16 protein-coding genes and 2 tRNA genes are annotated in these 17,451 nt (G+C 55.6%); 14 read left to right on the plus strand and 4 right to left on the minus strand.

The window, feature by feature from the left end; translation table 11 throughout:
• Positions 1–6: 6 nt before the first annotated feature.
• The 4 genes from ACN0VM_RS16015 to ACN0VM_RS16030 all read left to right on the plus strand — a co-directional run bounded on the left by ACN0VM_RS16015 (position 7) and on the right by ACN0VM_RS16030 (position 4,765).
• Positions 7–1,086, plus strand: a complete 1,080-nt coding sequence (locus tag ACN0VM_RS16015) for a hypothetical protein (protein ID WP_417451902.1) — start codon at positions 7–9, stop codon at positions 1,084–1,086.
• 55 nt (positions 1,087–1,141) lie between these two features.
• Positions 1,142–2,167, plus strand: a complete 1,026-nt coding sequence (locus tag ACN0VM_RS16020) for an alpha/beta hydrolase (RefSeq protein WP_417451903.1) — start codon at positions 1,142–1,144, stop codon at positions 2,165–2,167.
• A 54-nt stretch (positions 2,168–2,221) separates the two neighbouring features.
• Positions 2,222–3,307 carry an alpha/beta hydrolase gene (locus tag ACN0VM_RS16025; protein ID WP_417451904.1) on the plus strand — a complete coding sequence of 362 codons (1,086 nt, stop codon included), beginning with the start codon at positions 2,222–2,224 and terminating at the stop codon, positions 3,305–3,307.
• Positions 3,308–3,379: 72 nt separating this feature from the next.
• Positions 3,380–4,765, plus strand: coding sequence for a hypothetical protein (locus ACN0VM_RS16030; RefSeq protein WP_417451905.1), 1,386 nt, complete (start codon positions 3,380–3,382; stop codon positions 4,763–4,765).
• Between the two features lie 179 nt (positions 4,766–4,944).
• On the opposite strand, the gene ACN0VM_RS16035 is transcribed toward ACN0VM_RS16030, so the two are convergent.
• Complete coding sequence (locus ACN0VM_RS16035; RefSeq protein WP_417451906.1) at positions 4,945–7,149, minus strand: TonB-dependent receptor; 2,205 nt, start codon at positions 7,147–7,149, stop codon at positions 4,945–4,947.
• A gap of 449 nt (positions 7,150–7,598) precedes the next feature.
• Between ACN0VM_RS16035 and ACN0VM_RS16040 the strand changes: the two genes are divergently transcribed.
• Positions 7,599–8,495: a hypothetical protein gene (locus ACN0VM_RS16040; RefSeq protein WP_417451907.1), complete on the plus strand. Its 897-nt coding sequence runs from the start codon at positions 7,599–7,601 to the stop codon at positions 8,493–8,495.
• Positions 8,496–8,976: 481 nt separating this feature from the next.
• Here the strand turns inward: ACN0VM_RS16040 and ACN0VM_RS16045 are convergent, their stop codons facing one another.
• The gene (locus tag ACN0VM_RS16045) at positions 8,977–9,864 is read right to left on the minus strand and encodes a LysR substrate-binding domain-containing protein (protein ID WP_417451908.1); all 888 of its coding nucleotides are present in this window, start codon (positions 9,862–9,864) and stop codon (positions 8,977–8,979) included.
• A 122-nt stretch (positions 9,865–9,986) separates the two neighbouring features.
• Between ACN0VM_RS16045 and ACN0VM_RS16050 the strand changes: the two genes are divergently transcribed.
• The 6 genes from ACN0VM_RS16050 to ACN0VM_RS16075 all read left to right on the plus strand — a co-directional run bounded on the left by ACN0VM_RS16050 (position 9,987) and on the right by ACN0VM_RS16075 (position 15,353).
• Positions 9,987–10,652 (plus strand): FMN-dependent NADH-azoreductase, encoded by a 666-nt coding sequence (locus ACN0VM_RS16050; protein ID WP_417451909.1) that lies wholly within the window; start codon positions 9,987–9,989, stop codon positions 10,650–10,652.
• Positions 10,653–11,926: 1,274 nt separating this feature from the next.
• On the plus strand, positions 11,927–12,286 hold the full coding sequence (locus tag ACN0VM_RS16055) for a GntR family transcriptional regulator (protein WP_417451910.1): 360 nt from the start codon (positions 11,927–11,929) through the stop codon (positions 12,284–12,286).
• 11 nt (positions 12,287–12,297) lie between these two features.
• Entirely contained in the window at positions 12,298–13,173 is an 876-nt protein-coding gene (locus ACN0VM_RS16060) for an ABC transporter ATP-binding protein (RefSeq protein WP_417451911.1), read from the plus strand.
• Entirely contained in the window at positions 13,170–14,102 is a 933-nt protein-coding gene (locus ACN0VM_RS16065; protein ID WP_417451912.1) for a hypothetical protein, read from the plus strand. Before ACN0VM_RS16060 ends, ACN0VM_RS16065 begins: the two co-directional genes overlap by 4 nt.
• Before the next feature lie 457 nt (positions 14,103–14,559).
• Positions 14,560–14,928: an ArsR/SmtB family transcription factor gene (locus ACN0VM_RS16070; protein ID WP_417451913.1), complete on the plus strand. Its 369-nt coding sequence runs from the start codon at positions 14,560–14,562 to the stop codon at positions 14,926–14,928.
• An 11-nt stretch (positions 14,929–14,939) separates the two neighbouring features.
• Positions 14,940–15,353, plus strand: coding sequence for a VOC family protein (locus tag ACN0VM_RS16075; RefSeq protein WP_417451914.1), 414 nt, complete (start codon positions 14,940–14,942; stop codon positions 15,351–15,353).
• 51 nt (positions 15,354–15,404) lie between these two features.
• Here the strand turns inward: ACN0VM_RS16075 and ACN0VM_RS16080 are convergent, their stop codons facing one another.
• Positions 15,405–15,833, minus strand: a complete 429-nt coding sequence (locus ACN0VM_RS16080) for a cupin domain-containing protein (protein ID WP_417451915.1) — start codon at positions 15,831–15,833, stop codon at positions 15,405–15,407.
• Position 15,834: 1 nt separating this feature from the next.
• The gene (rlmB, locus tag ACN0VM_RS16085; protein ID WP_417451916.1) at positions 15,835–16,749 is read right to left on the minus strand and encodes a 23S rRNA (guanosine(2251)-2'-O)-methyltransferase RlmB; all 915 of its coding nucleotides are present in this window, start codon (positions 16,747–16,749) and stop codon (positions 15,835–15,837) included.
• A gap of 218 nt (positions 16,750–16,967) precedes the next feature.
• Between rlmB and ACN0VM_RS16090 the strand changes: the two genes are divergently transcribed.
• The 3 genes from ACN0VM_RS16090 to ACN0VM_RS16100 all read left to right on the plus strand — a co-directional run.
• Positions 16,968–17,052: transfer RNA gene (locus ACN0VM_RS16090), tRNA-Tyr, on the plus strand.
• Positions 17,053–17,145: 93 nt separating this feature from the next.
• Positions 17,146–17,219: transfer RNA gene (locus ACN0VM_RS16095), tRNA-Gly, on the plus strand.
• A 123-nt stretch (positions 17,220–17,342) separates the two neighbouring features.
• The coding region (locus tag ACN0VM_RS16100) for a GTP-binding protein (protein WP_417451918.1) at positions 17,343–17,451 on the plus strand (109 nt) is incomplete at its 3' end.

Here is a 17,451-nt window from a genome sequence, read left to right on the forward strand (position 1 = left end):
ATTTGTATGAGCATCCAATCCCTTGTTGATATTCCGCCCCGCTGTACCGAGGTTTTCCGGGGCGGCATCCGCCACCCCGCGCTTTGGCTGTGGGACTCATGGACGGCATATGACGGTGTCTCGTTGCACCTGTACAGCCTGGCCTTAAGCCGCACTGCGCCTGATGGCACGCCGATCATGCCGGGGGACAGGAACAGTTTTCCGTTTCATGTCCGTCATTTTGTCTCTCATGATGACGGCCTGAGTTGGTGTGACCTGGGTGCCGTCGCAAAGCCGGGCGCTGTCGCCGACGGTGCGGACGAAAGAAACGTCTGGAGTGGTTCAGTCCTGCAGGCACCGGACGGCCGCTGGTTATACGGTTTCACCGGCCTCAGGGCGGGCACGCCGGAAACAGAATTTATCCAGACGATCTTCGTCGCCGAAGGCGACCTGTCGGATGCAGTGGGCGAGTGGCCAAATGAGGCTTTGTCCTGCCCGGTTCGGGACTATGAAAAGATCAGGGCTGCCGGGTACTTCCTTGGCCCCAAGGAAGAATTGGGGTGGAACACCGGGGAAGAGGGTGGGCCGATCCTCGCCTGGCGCGACCCATACCTGTTTTATGATGCCAACGGGGTGCTGAATGCGGTCTGGGCTGCCAAGATGGGACCAGCCGTGCCTGCGGTCGCAAGGGCAGCAATCCGAAAAGAGGACGGCAGGTTCATTCTGGACCGCCTCTATGCGCCCATCACTTTGCCGGACGCAGACCAGTTTACCCAGGCCGAGGTACCAAAAATATACCAGGATGACGCCAGTGGGGTTTATTATCTGCTGATTTCAGCCTGTGACCGGCTTTATGAAGGGCAACCGAACGCGGAAGTGACCATGGAGATGCGACTATACAAGGCAAAGACACTGGACGGTCCGTGGCAGCCGTTTCATGCGGCGGGAAGCCGGTTGCCTGAGCTTGGTGACCTGTTCGGCGCAAGCATCATCTCCCCCGCCAGGATGGATGAAAAGCTGATTTTCCTTGGGCCCTACACGGAAAACGCCGGGCCTGAAAAACAATTGACCTTTGCGGCGCCAGTAACGGTGAAGCAAAACACCTAAGGTTATCCCGACATGGACTTCATGAGGGACTGTTCCGGGAAGGGGAGCTGACCAGATGAGCAAAAAAAACAATGATCAACAATCGGGCCGGAGATGGCGCCGGTTTATGGTGGCGATGGTCACCGGTATTTTTGCAATCATTCAGGCAACGAGCGCGAGCCTTGCTGCCACAGACGAAAAATTTCCTCCATTACCGCCCCGGTCCGAGGCCTGGGATAACGCACCAACTATGCCGCTTTGGCCGGCGCATTTGCCCGAAAGTGGATATGAAGCCCAGGCGCCGCCCGAAGACTGGCCGGATATTTTCATTCGTAACGTGGCGAGGCCTGAACTGCGCATTTTCACACCTGAGAAGCCGAACGGGAGGGCGTTGCTGGCAATTCCGGGCGGTGCTTACCGCTTTGTCTCCATCCAGAATGAGGGTGTTGACCTTGCCGAGCGCATGACAAGCCTTGGCTATACCGTCTTTGTGCTGGTTTACCGGCTGCCGGGCGAGGGCTGGACAAACAGGTCCAACGTGCCGCTTCAGGATGCCCAGCGTGCCGTGCGCCTCGTGCGGCATCACGCTGTGCACTATGGGCTGGGCACAGACAAAGTGGCGGTTGTCGGCTTTTCGGCTGGCGGTCACCTCGCGGCAACCTTGGCCACCGCCTTTGATGAACAAGTATATGAGCCTGTTGATGCGGCGGACAACCTGTCGGCGCGACCTGACCTCACGGGCCTCATCTACCCCGTGATCAGTGTAGAGGCGCCGGTAACCCATGCGGAATCTGCCCTGCTGCTCCTCGGGCCCGAGCCGTCTGGCGAGCTTGTCGCCCTCCGGTCGCCGGTTCGGCACGTTACCGACGCAACGCCGCCGGTATTCCTGATGCATGCGCTTGATGACCCGGCAGTGCCGGTCAAAAACAGCATGATCATGCTGGATGCGCTGCGTAGCGCAGGCCGTCCGGTGGAGGTGCATCTGTTCGAGGAAGGCGGCCATGGTTTTGGCCTTGGCTTGCCGAACATGCCGGTGGGGTACTGGCTTGACCAGTTCAGCGCCTGGTTGGACAGGCACTTTGAGAAGAATACCGGGAAATAGCACAAAAGATGCCGGGGCCACGCCCCTCGCTTTTCGCTTGATAGGAGAAGATACATGACCAGCTTCAACAGACGCGACTTGATGAAACTCACCGGCACCGCCGTCGCCGCGACCATATTGGCCGGCCCAGCGGCCCGTGCAACAGCCCTTTCCTTTGATGACACGGCGCGGAAGCCCGTAGACCCGCTTGCGGCCATTGACCCTGAACTGCGCCCCGCCGCCCAGAGCATTCTGGACATGGTCTCCAAGATGCCTCCGATTGGCGCGGAAACACTCGAAGGCCTGCGCGCGGGCGGTGCGGCTTTCGCGGGCGAGCACCGGACCGACATTCCCTATGAAGAACGCAAGATCAGGGTAGAGCGGGGCGGGCATGAAGTATCGGTGTTTATCGTGAACGCCAGGCCCGGCGAAAAACGCCCCGGCATATTGCACATGCACGGCGGCGGGTATATCGCAGGCGCGGCCAAATGGGAAATCCGCTACATGCAGGATGTTGCTGCTGCGCTCGACTGCATTGTTGTCAGTGTGGAATATCGCCTCGCGCCCGAGACCACGTATAAAGGTTCGGTGGAAGACAACTATGCAGGGCTCGTGTGGATGTACCGCGGTGCCGCAAGCCTCGGCCTTGACCCTGAACGCATCGCGGTCATGGGTGAAAGTGCCGGTGGCGGCCACGCAGCCCGGCTCGCGATCACCGCGCGCGACCGCGGCGAGGTGCCGCTCGTGCTGCAGGCGCTCGTCTACCCCATGCTTGATGACCGTACGGGCTCAACACATTTCCCGCCGGCCCATATCGGGGCTGTGGGCTGGGACGCCAAAGCCAACCGTTTTGGCTGGCAATCCTTCCTCGGGCAGGAGCCGGGAACCGCATCCGTACCCGCGGCGGGCGTGCCTGCGCGGGTGAAGGACCTCTCCGGGTTGGCGCCTGCCTTTATTGAGGTCGGTGGTGTCGACCTGTTTGTCAGCGAAGACATCCAGTATGCCAACCGGCTGCTGGAAGCCGGTGTCGCAACCGAGCTTCTGGTGGTGCCCGGCGCGTTCCACGGCTTTGACCGCGTCGCGCCCGAGACCTACCCGGCCCGCCAGTTTATCAATGCCAAGCTGGATGCCCTGCGCCGCGCCTTCGGCCAGAAGCTTTAAAACAATCAGCCCGAGTGCAGGTGTGCCTGCACTCTCCGGCATTCGCTTCACGGCAAAGCAAGGAAGAATTCCATGAAAAGATTCTTGAAAATCGCATCGGCAAGCCTCGCTGTGCTGCAGGCTTGCGGCGCCGCCAGTATGGCGGAAGACAGTAGTTCTGCCGGTGCCCCGGAGCTGCGTGCAGGGGCCGCCAAACTTGATATCACGCCCGATCCGTCGTCCCTGCCCAAAGGGTTCCTTGGCGTGATGGACCCCATCAATGTCCGTGCCCTTGTGCTCGAGAGCGACGGGCGTACGGCAGCGCTTGTGAGTGTGGACGCCGGCGCGGTGCCGGACACTGTGTGGCGAAGCGTGACAGAGAGGGCGGCGGAGAGCTTGGGCATCCCGGCAGCCAATATCCTCGTCACGGCGACCCACACCCACAGTGTACCGCGTGACATGGGGCCAGCCCTGTCGGACAGGATTGTGGATGCCATTCGTCAGGCGGCTGCGGCGCTTGAACCCGCGACAATCGCCTACGGCGAAGGGGTTTCCCATATCAACGTCAACCGGAACATGATCGACCCCGATACCCGCAAATGGTGGGAAGGGCCGAACTATGGCGGACCGTCTGACAAGACGGTTGCCGTGTTGGGTGTACTGGACGCGCAAGGCCAGCCCATCGCCGTCTATTATAACTATGCGGTCCACGCGGTGCTGACTGGCCAAAGCGACAAGATCAGTGCGGACATCCCCGGTGCTGCTTCGCGCTATATTGAGGAATCCCTGGTCGGTGACGCTGTCGCCTTGTGGTCTGAGGGTGCGGCCGGTGACCAGAACCCGATTTATTTCCAGCAGACCTATGACCTGCGTGAAATTCGTATCCGTGAATTTGCATCAAGAGGGATCGACATCAGTAACGCCATGCCGCCGGGCGGGCAGGGTCTCGACCGCGATGACCCGCAGGTTCGCAAGCTGATGAAACAGCAGGAACAGATGACCGCTTCGATGGGGCAGATGCTTGGCGAGGAAGTGCTGCATGTCATGCGCGCCAATCTTGACCGGCCTGAGGCCGTGCCGGTGATTTATGGCACAGCGAAGAATGTACAGTGCCCCGGCCGTGTCCGGACGGACGAGGGTCGCGCCGGCGCGCCGGGCAGCTATGCCGATGCCGACCCGGTACCGATCCGGCTTAGCCTGCTGCGCATTGGCGATATCGTGCTTGGCGGCGTGAATGCTGAAGTCTTCAACCCGATCTCGGTGAAGTTCAAGGCAAAGGCACCTTCAGCGCGCACCATGATGGCTACGCTTACGAACGGCTATGCGCCGTCCGGCTATATTCCGCACGACGCCGCCTACGGCCAATATACCTTTGAAGTACTGTCCTCGCGCCTGAAGCCCGGCTGTGCGGAAGAGGCAATCACGGATGGCCTTCTGGATCTGATTGACGCGTCTGAACTGGACCGGCGCAAGCCATAACCATGTTTCCCCCGGGCTTCCTTCCCCATGCCTGAGAAACGGCGGAGTGAAAAAATTGCGTTCCGCCGATTTTTTTATGCAGCGAATGACTTTACTGAGGGCGGGAGGCTAGAAAAAGCAAAGGACCGGGAGATTATCCCGGCCCTTCTTTTGTTGTTTATACCCCGACTTGCGTCCGATCAGTCCATATATAGGCGAAAGGCAAGGCCGATGGTACGCGGGCGCGGGCCTGCAAGCAGGGTCGGGCCGTTTGCCGAGGTGGGACCACGCAGGTCGCTCAGGTTGGAACCAAAGAGCCTGAACTCATAACGGCCACGACGAAGCGCGACGCTGGCGTCATAGAGCGAATACGAGTCAAGCGTGCCGACCGTTGCATCCTGGTTTTTCGATTCACCGTTGAAGGTGGCTGACGCGTTCGCGTTCAGCTCCCAGTCGTCGCCGACCGGTGTGGTATAATCCACATCGAAGCGGATGTTGTGGGGCGGGGTGTTATAGAGCCGCTCACCATTGGCTGCACGCGGATCAGCGGCTGCATAAGCCTCGATCACATCGGTAAACTCAGCCGAGTTGAAGTTGGCAACAGCGCTGATGTTCAGGCCTTCAACCGGCGTGAGCCACTGCATCTCAACGTCAAGACCCTGGGTTTTGGCGTCACCAAGGTTGGCAAAAGCCGATAGCCCGATCGAGGTGTTGAACGCGCTTTGCAAATTGGTGTAGCGAATGTCATAGACACTGACGCCGAGGCGCAGTTGGTCTTCGAACAGCGAGCCTTTGGCACCGATTTCGATGTTGCGCAGCTTGTCGGGGCTGAGCGAAATACCGCTCGGCACACCATCAGCGATCACCGCGTCAGCTTGGGCCTGCGACTGCAGGATGCTGCTGCGGAAACCGGTGCCGGCGTTGAAGAACAGCATCCAGTTGTCATTCGGGTAGAAGGCGAGGTTTGCACGCCAGGTCCATGCGTCGAGGTCGTCGTCGCTCGATGTCGGAACTCCGTTCGAGACAGAGTCAGAACTGCGGCTGTCCTTGAAGTAGCGGATACCAAACAGCGGTACCAGTTTGCCGCCCATCAGGTCATAGCTGACTTCACCGAACAGCGAACCATTTTCCGTGCGGGTAATGGTTTCGCCAGTCAGTGCAAGGCTGGTGAAATTTAGGCTGAAGTCATAGTCGCTTCTGGCGTTCTGGTAGAACGCACCGCCAACCCAGTGCAGCGGACCATCGCCCGCCGACGCCAGACGGAACTCGTTGACGAAGTTTTTGGCGCTGGTGCCGTTTTTCAGGATGCCGATACCAAGCGGGGCGCCAAGGCCAAGACCAACACCAAAACCACCGGGCATGGAGCGCTGGTAGGATGTGGCGTTCGTCAGGGTTACGGCATCGAAATCATAGGTGATGGTATTTGAATAATAGACAGCGCGGCGACGGTCATACCCTTCGAAATCGCCCTGATTGAGGGCATAGGCCGGGTCGACCGAGTTCAGCACATTGAGATAGTCCTGGTCGGTCGAGAAACGCCACACGCGCGACCGTACAGTCAGGCGATCCGTGGGTTTCCATAGCATGACAGCGTGAATGTTGGTGGCTTCGATATTATTGGCGTCGGTCACGAGTGGGGACCCGGTAAATTCGCCTGGATAGATATCCGCGTAGCCGGCACGATAGTCGTAGCTGGTGCTAACCCTGAGGCCCAGCTTTTCCTTCACCAATGGCACTGAAACCGCTGCGGAGCCGCGATAGTTAAGCTTGTCAGCGCCACGGGTTTTGGACAGGGAAAGCTCGCCCTCAACACCGAAGTCTTCAAGGTCCGGGCTCTTGGTCCGGTAAATGAAGGCACCACCCATGGAGCCTTGGCCGTAAAGTGTGCCTTGTGGGCCACGCAGCACCTCAACCCGTTCAATATCGAAATATTGCAACGGCGGTGCGTACTGGAAGTTCGGCACACCAAAAGGTGTGTCGTCCAGATAATAGCCGATCATGCCGTCACCAACCGGGCCGGCAGCACCGGAACCACGCAGCGAGAAGACCCGGTAACCAGCACCAATTTCCTGCGCTTGCGACGCGCCGGGGATCAGTTTGATCAGGTCTGCGCCTTCACGGATGTTCCGGGTCGCAAGCGATTCCGCGCTGAACGCCTGAATAGCCATCGGAACGTCACTCAGCGCTTTAGCGCCTGTTTTGGTGGCGGACACCACGATTTCGTCAATGACAAAGTCATTGTTGGTTTCCTGGCTGTCCTGTGCAAGTGCAGAGAACGATCCAAGTCCTGCAGCGAGCGCAATAGTGGCCGTACCTTTCAAGAGCCGAGAGCGATAAAGCGAAGCTGTTTCCGAGCCGCGCGATATCATGCAGGAGAACGAATCCTGCGGGTGTACGTTTGTCATCAGCAAATCCCTCCCAGATGCCTTTTGTACAATCGATTGTCTTGTTCACTAGCACGGAGAAAAAACCTTTACAAGAGGCCAATACAAACGATTGTATTTTTATTGTCATTCCGCTCGGCACATCAGCCATCGGCGCAGTACTCCTCAGTCCGTTCAGCCACTTTAGGTGTGAATGGTTAATCAAGGGGTAAACCACCCAGTCGTGCGAGCAGCATGCTGTCTGGATGGCTTGTCTGTGTGCGGTGCCTTTAAGGCTTTGATGGATCGAAGGTGCAGGGCAATCGCGACTTGATCGACATCTTTAGGGTATTTTAAGATGCGGAGTTTAACTTCAGCCTTGAGTTCGCCCCCCTCTCGCGTTCACAGTGACGGCGCAGGCAGAGGCTGGTGCCAACAAGAAGCGATAATGTTCAAAATGCCAGCAGGAAGGGGAGCGAGAAGGTTTGAATATGACCAGATTGAATGTCCCTGCCAAACTCAGAGTCTTTGGCCTGCTGTGGTTGCTCGCGGCTGGGGCCTGCTGGCCAGCAAAGGCTGAAACGTTCCGGATAGCCGCGTTGCCTGACCAGGCGACTTTCGATAAATATGAACTGGGCCTTCTGCAAGTTGCCATCAGTGCTCTCCCCGGGGAGCATGAAGTGGTCATTGTGCCCTTTGACTATAATCAGGGGCGCGCGCTACGAGCCTTGGAGGCCGGTACCGCACCCTTTGATGTATATCCGACAGGATATGATGTTTCGCGCGAGAAGCGGTTGCGTATGGTGCGCTTTCCCTTAACGCGCGGCCTGCTTGGCTACAGAATGCTGGTGATCCTCGAAAGTTCCCGCCAACGGTTTGAAACGATTAAAACTATGGATCAGTTGCAGGCGCAGATCACATTCGGCTCAGGTGCGACTTGGCCCGATACTCCAATTTTGCGACAAGCGGGGTTCAAGGTCGTAACCGGTACAGTGCACCAGCTATGGGGTATGCTCCGTAACGGCCGCTTCATCGCGTTCCCGCGCGGCATGCAGGAAGTGTTCAGGGATCTCGCCCTGGAAAGCTCGTCTGATGATACCGATCCCTTCGTTATAGAACCCAACTTTCTCATCAGCTACCGTTTTGACGAGTTTTTCTACCTCAATACCCGCGATGAACACAAAGCTGCCCTGATAGAGGAAGGGCTGAAGGCTGCGTTCAGAGAAGGAACGCTGGATGCCTATTTTCATGGTCATCCGGATATTGTTGCGGCCTTCGCCGAACTGAAAGCGCATCCGCGCAGGATTTTTCGCATAGAGAACCAGCAGCAAGGCGTTGACATCCAGAATGTCCCCGAGGACTATTGGATCGATATCAAGCTGAAATAGCCGGTGGTACATCATGGTATTGAGCCGGCTCATGTCCGCTTTGGGTCGAAAGCGGACGCGCGCATGAGGCCGCTGCTGGCCGCTATTGCATTGCAAAAAAAAATGATAGGCATTTTGTGCGGAAATCTCGGGCATGGTCGGAGAGGGCGTCCCTGTAGTTGATGTTACACTGTGGAGCTATGGTGTGTTGCGTTCGCAAAATACGATGGGTTTTGTCGCGCAATAATATTTCGCGATTTTGGGTGTACGCTCATAGATCACCCTCCGAATCTTGCGCGGCAGGGCGAGCGGACATTGACGTTGTAAAAGAAGTACGTCCCCATCTCGCCACTGGGAGACGAGTGGCTAAAGTGCACGTTGTCAGCGGAGGCGTTTCAGTTTTCTCTAAAGTGCCCATGCCAAGTCAAATTTCCGACTATCCGGCTTTCAAATTTTCACAGATCCATTAGGGCTATCTCAAAAGAAATATCCCCAAATTCTGTCAGGCGAGGCTTTTCTGGATTTCTGAAGACAACCATTCAGTAAAGGCCGCGACGTTCTTGTTGCGCTGATTATGGGGAGGCACGACAAGGTAATATGTCAAACCTTCAATTTCACCCGGTAATGTATCGTTGGAAAATGGGACAAGCCACTGATATTTCAGAGCGTTTCTGACCAGTATAGAGCTTGCAAGGGCAATTCCCTGACCCGCTAAAGCCGCCTGAATGACGTGATGTTCCTGGTCAAACCGTCGTACAGTGTTGTCAGGGTGGCTTTTCTTGATTAGCGCTTCCCAGGTAATAGATGGCAACGATTTGTTCACCCACTCGGTCTCTAGAAGTTGAGCCTCCTCCAGAGTGGTGACTTTATCAAGGTATGTTGGCGCAGCATACAGTCCAAACTTTTCAGTGACGAGTTTGGATGTATGGGGCTGCGCCGGGTCGTACTGCCCATACCTGATCGCAAGGTCAACGCGACGATCGCGCAGGACATCAACTTTTTGTTCTCCGGTCTGAATGGAGACATTGATGCCAGGATGTGCATCGTAAAACGTATCTAGGTTTGGCACCAGCCACATCGAAGCAAAAGAAGATGTCGTACTAATAGTCAGTATCTGTTTTGAATCGACGATTTCATTGACGGTATATGTAAGCTGCCGAAAGACGCTGAATGTGGTGTCTGAAAGTAATTCCCCTTCTCTGGTCAGCTTCACAGCTCTGGTCTGGCGCTCGAACAAGAGCGTTTCAAGACCTTCCTCCAATGTCTTGATTTGGTGAGAAACCGCCGTTGGCGTGACATGCAGTTCTTCAGCTGCTTTCTTGAAGCTTTTCAGTCTTGCGGCAGCATCAAAGGTTCTGAGAATGTTAAGGGATGGTAGCTTCGGGTACATTTTTTGGATCCCGTATAGATGATAATTTTTCATCTATACGTGGGAAGCCATCATTTGTCAAACACCCCTTCAATCGCAATGTTTTACGCAACCGATAACGGAGCCTACAAGAGGGAAGATATATGAAGACCTTGTTGCATTTAGAAGCGAGCGCTAGAGAAACCACCAATTCGGTGCCAGCATACAACTCTATTTCAAAATCGATCGCAGCCTCTTTTATAGAGACATGGCAAGCAATCAATGATCAAGATAAAATCATCCACAGGGATGTGGGCGTGAACCCGCCTGCCTTTATCAGCCAAGACTGGATTGCCGCTGTTTTTACGCCAGATGACGCCAAAACTGACGAACAAAAGGACTTGCTTTCCTTGTCAGATACATTGATCAGTGAGTTGGAGCAGGCTGACATCATTGTCATGTCATCATCGATGTATAACTACGGTATGCCAGCATCCTTAAAAGCCTGGTTTGATCAGGTAATTCGTATCCACAAAACATTCTCCTTTGATCTGGCGCGCGGGGATTTTCCGCTAGAGCCTACTATGTCTGGCAAAATACTGGTGTTGATCACGTCCAGCGGTGAATTTGGGTTTGGAGTAGGTGGTTGCCGCGAAAGAATGAACCACCTCGGCCCTCATGTGCGGACATTGAGTCATTATTTGGGCGTTGAAACATTCCACGAGATCAATGCAGAGTATCAAGAATTTAACGACGACCGGCACAGACGGTCTGTCGCAAGTGCCCACAAGGCTGCAAAAGAACTGGCACTGAAACTGGCCAATTCCTAGGAGCTTACCCCCATCGAGCTTGCCGTGCTAACATCGACGCGTCAAAAGTGGATAACGTCTAACGAACTAAGCGGGCTCAAACATGAATGCGCGTGAATATTTTTCCCAAATTGTTCTGCCTACCTATGAAGATTTCGAACGAGACCCTACAAGCGTGCGGTTTGCGCTTCTTACGGCGATAGCTCTATTTCATACCCTAGACTACGTGAATAGGGATAGCGGAGGAATGAAGGGCAACTTGGGTGCCTTGCAGCAGCACGTATGTAAACGCTGCTTTCCTTTTCGTTTGATCAAGGATCTTGCCAACGGCGTAAAACACGTCGAAATCCGAGGGCCTTCAGGTTTCCGTCCTGATGAAATCAAGGTGTACTCGGAGGATGATGTAGTCCACACAGAGGCCTTGGATGCCGGGATCGAGAGAGAATATAGAAGTAAGACACCTATGCTTTGGGTCGAACGCGGGGGACACAAACATTTTGTCCATACTGATCTGTTCGTGGTAACTCTCCATCTCGCAACCGAGTTTTCACTTGGACATGTAGCCCATTTAAGACCGCCTCTTCAGCTTGTGTATAGGGATCGCGAATAACGCCACCACAAGCCGGATGAAATTAGGTGTGACTGCGCCATCATACCGGGATTCGACACGGCTTTAACACGTCATCAAGGTCACCTTGAGGGGATCTATTATTCTCTCGTCAATAATGTTTCCAATGAAATCAATATCTTATGATTATTCTCTCCATTTTCTTTATTCGGCCTCTTGTCAAGGCCGATATGGTGTTATACATAACTAATACACCGGAACGATAAGACGCCCAAACAGACACGACGCCAAATCCAAGCACGGCGGAATAAGTGAAGAGGGTACAGCGAGGAAACACCGGTGAGGGCATAAGGTAAAAAATACCAGCCCGAGTGACGAGAGCGAGACCATAACAATACGCGAGAGACCCGTCACGACAGCGAGGAAAAGAGCAGGGGGCCGGTAAAAGGCCAAAGATGCCAACCGGCCCCTGAGGCTCTGATAATAAAACAAGCGTCAAAGACACGATACGACGACAGCACTGAATGACCAAGGGCCTGATGAACAGGCGTCTGCTATAAACAAAACAAAAAACAGCGAGGAGAAGACAATGTCACTACGTTCTTACCATCATTCAAAACGGTCCCACCGTCGCACCCGCCGCCTGGCGCGTGAAGCAGGTCGTGTCGCTGTGCCTTTCGGCCAGTCAAGCGCCTCATTTGCAAATTTTGCCTAAAAGGATGAGCATATGACGCCGGATTGGACGGATGACCAGCCGATCTACCGGCAACTGAAGGAAAAGGTCGTTACCGCGATCATGGAAGGCTCTCTTCGCGAGGGAGAAGCGCTTCCATCTGTGCGTAACGTTGCTGTGGATTTGCAAATAAATCCCATCACTGCCTCAAAAGCCTATCAGGAGCTGGTTATGGACGGATTGGTTGAAAAAAAGCGCGGACTGGGAATGTTCGTTGTCGGTGGTGCACGTGATCGGCTCATGGAAGCCGAGCGCACCCGTTTCATTAATGAAGAATGGCCACGCGTGCTGGAGACTATCCGCCGCCTTGGTCTCGACGCTGAAGAGCTGCTGAAAAGCGGCACCAACCATTAAGGGAGGCAAGAATGACAGAACAGACATATAACGCTCCCGTGGTGGAGGCCAGAGGTTTGGCCAAGAACTTCGGTAATTTCACGGCCCTCAAGGGCGCGACATTCACCATACCGCTTGGCCGTATTGTGGGTGTTATTGGGGCCAATGGCGCGGGTAAAACCACTTTGCTCAATGCAGTGCTCGGGCTTTCTTCCTATGAAGGCGAGCTTCGGGTCATGGGGCGTGATCCGTCCCGCGAGCGCCCAGCACTTATGCAGGATATCTGCTTTATCTCGGATGTTGCCACGCTGCCCAAATGGATGAAGGCGGTTGAGGTGCTGGATTATGTGGAATCCGTGCATCCAAAATTTGACCGCGCCAAAGCGATGCACTTTCTTTCGCGTACCAAGGTGCCGCTGGAGCGCAAGGTTCGTGCGCTTTCAAAGGGTATGACCGTGCAGTTGCACCTGGCGGTGGTGATGTCGATTGATGCCAAGCTTCTCGTGCTTGACGAGCCGACGCTGGGCCTTGATATCATCTTCCGCAAACAGTTCTACCAAAGTCTGCTTGAAGAATATTTTGACGAGCAGCGCACCGTCATTATCACCACTCATCAGGTGGAAGAGGTAGAACACATCCTCTCTGACGTGATGTTCATCAAAGACGGTGAGATCGTGCTTGAGGCTGATATGGACGAACTGACCCAGAAGTTTATCGAGGTCATGGTCGCACCAGGCAAGGAAGAAGAAGCCATGGCCCTTGGGCCGATGACGAAGGGAACCACCTTCGGCAAAACAACGTGCGTCTATAAAGATATCAACCGCGAAAAGCTCGCCAAACTGGGCGAAACGCGCCGCCTTGGGCTTGCTGATATTTTCGTGGCGACAATGACAGGAGAAGGGCAATGAAAACATCTGTAGCCCTTGTGAAACGCGAAGTACTGGATGGTAAAAACGGGTATTTCTGGGTGCCGGTTATTCTGGCGGGCCTTACGGTTGCGCTGGTGGTGCTCTCAAGCCTTGGTTTTGGCAATATGCTGTATTTTGACGGCATGGAGCATGAGGGGATCGAGAACCTCGCCGATGCCATGAACAAAGCAGCTGCGCGTGAGCCGAATGAATTTCCCGCAGCCGTTACAATTGGGTACTGGGCGATGAGTATTCTGGCCTGGGTCGCCTTGCCGTTTGTAATTTTCTTTGCGCTCTTGGGCGCGCTCTATGAAGAACGCCGCGACCGCTCGATCCTGTTCTGGAAATCCATGCCGGTTTCTGACTGGCAGGAAGTGCTGGCCAAGTTTTTTGCTCCGCTTGTGGTGGCACCGCTCACCTTCCTTGGTGTGGCAATCGCCGCGCAGCTCGTCATTGCCGTGTTCCTGAGTATCCTGATGATTTTTCAGGGCGGGCCGGTGCTTGATTTGTGGCCGCTGGGTCTGATGATCACCAGTTGGTTCACCATGATATCGCACTATTTTATCTGGGTTTTGTGGGCGTTGCCAATTTTGGCCTGGGTGTTGTTTGTCTCCTCCTATGCCGCGCGGATGCCGTTTTTGTGGGCGATCCTGCCGCCTTTTGTCCTGATGGTTGTTGAGGAAATGTTCCTTGATACCAGCATTATAGCGCGCTGGGTCGCGATACATCTCGGTGGCTGGCAGGATGGTGCGTTCCGCGGAATGAGCGATGATTTCGACGGCCCGCGGGACCTGCTGATGGCACTGATCAACGGCACACACTGGCAGAGCCTGAGCTACAGCCTGAGCAACCTGAACTTCTGGTTGGGGCTTGTTATCGCCGGCGGATTCCTGTGGGGCGCAGTGGAAATGAGAAAACGCGCCATCTAGTGCGTTGATCCATAACGATAATAACGCGGGCTGCCTCCGGGCGGCCCGTTTTTTATTGGCCGGGCCCGAGGGTGATTATGTGTGCAGAAATCAGGTGGATGTGTGCAGTGTATGTGTAGGGAATCCGCAATTTTGTGCCAAATGCGTGCAGCATGTGAGCACTATCATGCACGCTTGACCTTCAGTTGAGAGCAGAAACATTCTAGCACAAAACTGTGCCGCATGCGAGCACCGCCACGGGAGGGGTGGCCGAACGCGGTGACAGTTGAAATTATGAAATATCTGATACTGTTCCCAAGCATTTGCTCGCCAGTCCTGCGGTGGTGGTGCGGGAGATGGGGGGATGAAGCAGCGGTTTTGCCGCTGCGAAGCCAGGCCTTTGCATGTCTGTCTGCATTGTGCGGCCGGATGTCAAATTGAACTTGAAATCGCACGGTATTTGTATATATGTGCAAATATGAAAATAAATGAAGCGATACTGGTGTTGGGCGCGTTGGCGCAGGATACCCGGATGAGGGTTTTTCGCCTGCTGGTTCAACACGGGCGTGACGGCCTTCCCGCCGGCCGCATTGCAGACAGTCTTGCCGTTAACGGAACGACCCTGTCGCGGCATCTTGCGCAGATGGAGCAGGTCGGCCTGCTGATGTCGCGTCGTGAGGCCCGGTTGGTCATTTACACGCCAAACTTCGCGGCGATGGATGAGCTGATGGCCTTTTTGCTGGCAGACTGCTGTGCGCAGGAGACGCCGGCCCATGGTGGCGACAAGGACGAAGTGGTTGGTAGGGGTAGCGACGCACAAAACGCAGCGCCCTGTTGTGACAGTTGAAGGAGAGAAAAATGAAAAGATTGCACGTTCATATGGGAGTGGCTGATCTTGAAGCGGCGATCACGTATTATTCTGCGATGTTTGGCGCGGAGCCGGTGAAGGTCAGGGATGATTATGCGAAATGGGCGCCTGAAGACCTCGCGGTCAATTTTGCGGTGTCCAAGTCCACCGCTTGCGGCAATGAGGGCAACGGCATTGGCCACCTGGGCATAGAAGTGCAGTCTGACGAAGATATTACCGCAGTAGGCGAGCGGTTGTCTGGCGTTGATGCGCCGGTACGTCTCGACGGTCATGTGAGTTGCTGTTACGCCAAATCGAACAAGGCATGGTCGGAAGATCCATTTGGTATCAAGTGGGAACTGTTCCGCACCTTTGACGACAGCAATGCGCTGGCACCAAGCCATATTAAGGAACCAGCGGCTTAAAACTGTACCCTGTTTGGTGCATTTTGGTGGCGCTCAGTGTGGCGCCGCCTGTTATCTCTTGCCCGGGTACCAGTCCGCGTCGGCCAGTTCATAGCTCGCGAAATCAAAGCCAGGGCAAACGGTACAGCCGCACAGGGTCCAGTCGCCGTTGCTGGCAGCGTGTTGCCAGTGATTGCCGGGGACCAGAACCTGAGGCCGTGCGCCAGCAGCAAGGTCGTTGCCGAGAAGATGGGCTGTAATCACATCAGACGTGTCGGCAATTTTCAGCGTGAGCGGGGCGCCTGCATACCAGTGCCACAGTTCGTCGCCGTCTGTGCGATGCCACAGTGCGGCAGTTTTGCCCTCAAGCAGATAGTATATGGCGGTGCCGTGACCGCGGCCGTTTGCGCCGTCCGCGTGTTGATAGGTGCGGCGATAATAACCGCCCTCAGGGTGGGGCTCGAGTTCAAGGCGGGCGATAATGTCGGCGGCTGTTGTCATCTCAGTCCTGCGTCAGTTCGTAAAGTGCGATCGCCGCAGCGTTGGAGACATTCAGGCTTTCAACCCGGCTGGTCATCGGTATCTTGACGATGGCGTCACAGTGCTTGCGCACAAGTGGCCTCAGCCCTTTGCCTTCCGAACCCATCACGATCACCAGATTGTCGCCCAGCTTAACATCACGCAGGGAGGTGTCGGTGTGGCCGTCAAGTCCCACATGCCAGTACCCCATTTCACGCAGGCTATCCAGTGTCTGGCTGAGGTTGGCGACCCGAAGCCAAGGCAGGCTCTCAAGCCCGCCCGATGATGCTCGCGCCAGGGTGCCGCTTTCGCTGGGGCTGTTACGGTCCTGTGTGATCAGAGCCCGTGCGCCCAGCGCGGCGGCGGAGCGTATGCAGGCCCCTACATTGTGCGGGTCGGTGACCTGATCCAGCATCAGAATGATGTTCTTCTCGTCCGCCACGGGCGCAAGCGTGCTGATGTCGTGGCCGGGCAGGGGGCGTACTTCAAGCAGGACGCCCTGATGCGGAGAATCAGGCGGCACTGTGGCGCGCAGCGCAGCGTCATCATCCAGTCGCTCGGTTTTCAAACCGGGCCGAATGGATGTCAGCTCTGTTGTCAGGGTTTTATCAAGCCCGATCAGGCGCACACATTCCCGCGCCGGGTTTTTGAGCGCGGCCTCCACAGCATGTCGGCCAAACAGAAAAAAACCGTCACGGCTGCGCGGGCTGAGCGGCTTGGCAGTGCGGCCTTCACCGGGGTGATCCTGGCGGTTCTTGCCCCCGCCACCAGTGCGCGCGTTCGAGCCGCGGTGGCCCGCTGAGCGTTGGCCGGGGCGGTCTCCCTGAGGCCGGGAGACAGCTTTTCCGACGGCTTTGCCTGACGGCCGATTGGGGCGGTTGTTACCTGCTTTTTTCATGAGCCCTCAATGGGTGTTGTTTATGTATCGCAGGCGCGGCTATTGCAGCGCCACTTGCCCGTCACATACGCGAAACCGTCTCCCTTATAAAGCAGTTTGAAAAAAATGGGCAATGTTCCGAACTTGATGTTGACATGCTATCAGATATGCGCATATTGCGGCCTCACCGCGACGCTGGTTCGGGCTTGCTCGGCTGGCGGTCTATAAATGATATATGTGGAGGGGTTGGGGAGCGGTCAAACCCATCAGACTGTAAATCTGACGCCTTCGGCTTCACAGGTTCGAATCCTGTCCCCTCCACCACTTATCCTTCCTCGACCGAAGCCCGTTGGGCTTTTGCCTTGGAAGGCTTGTTGTGTTCGAGAGGAGCCGCTTGGGTCCCGCGAGTTTCGTTGTGCGGGTGTAGCTCAATGGTAGAGCAGAAGCCTTCCAAGCTTACGACGAGGGTTCGATTCCCTTCACCCGCTCCAATACGTCCTTCTCGGGCATATGTCGTCGTGTAGCAGTCCAGGGTGGGTTGCTGCGAGGTTTAAAGATAAGCTCGCCCCATAGCCGAGAGCTCGGGCGTGATTGCTTGCAAAGGTATACGGGCAATGGCAAAAGCAAAATTTGAACGGAACAAGCCGCACTGCAACGTTGGTACTATTGGTCACGTTGACCATGGTAAGACGACGCTGACGGCGGCGATCACGAAAGTTCTCG

This window comes from Kordiimonas sp. (assembly GCF_048260245.1).
Taxonomy (GTDB): domain Bacteria; phylum Pseudomonadota; class Alphaproteobacteria; order Sphingomonadales; family Kordiimonadaceae; genus Kordiimonas.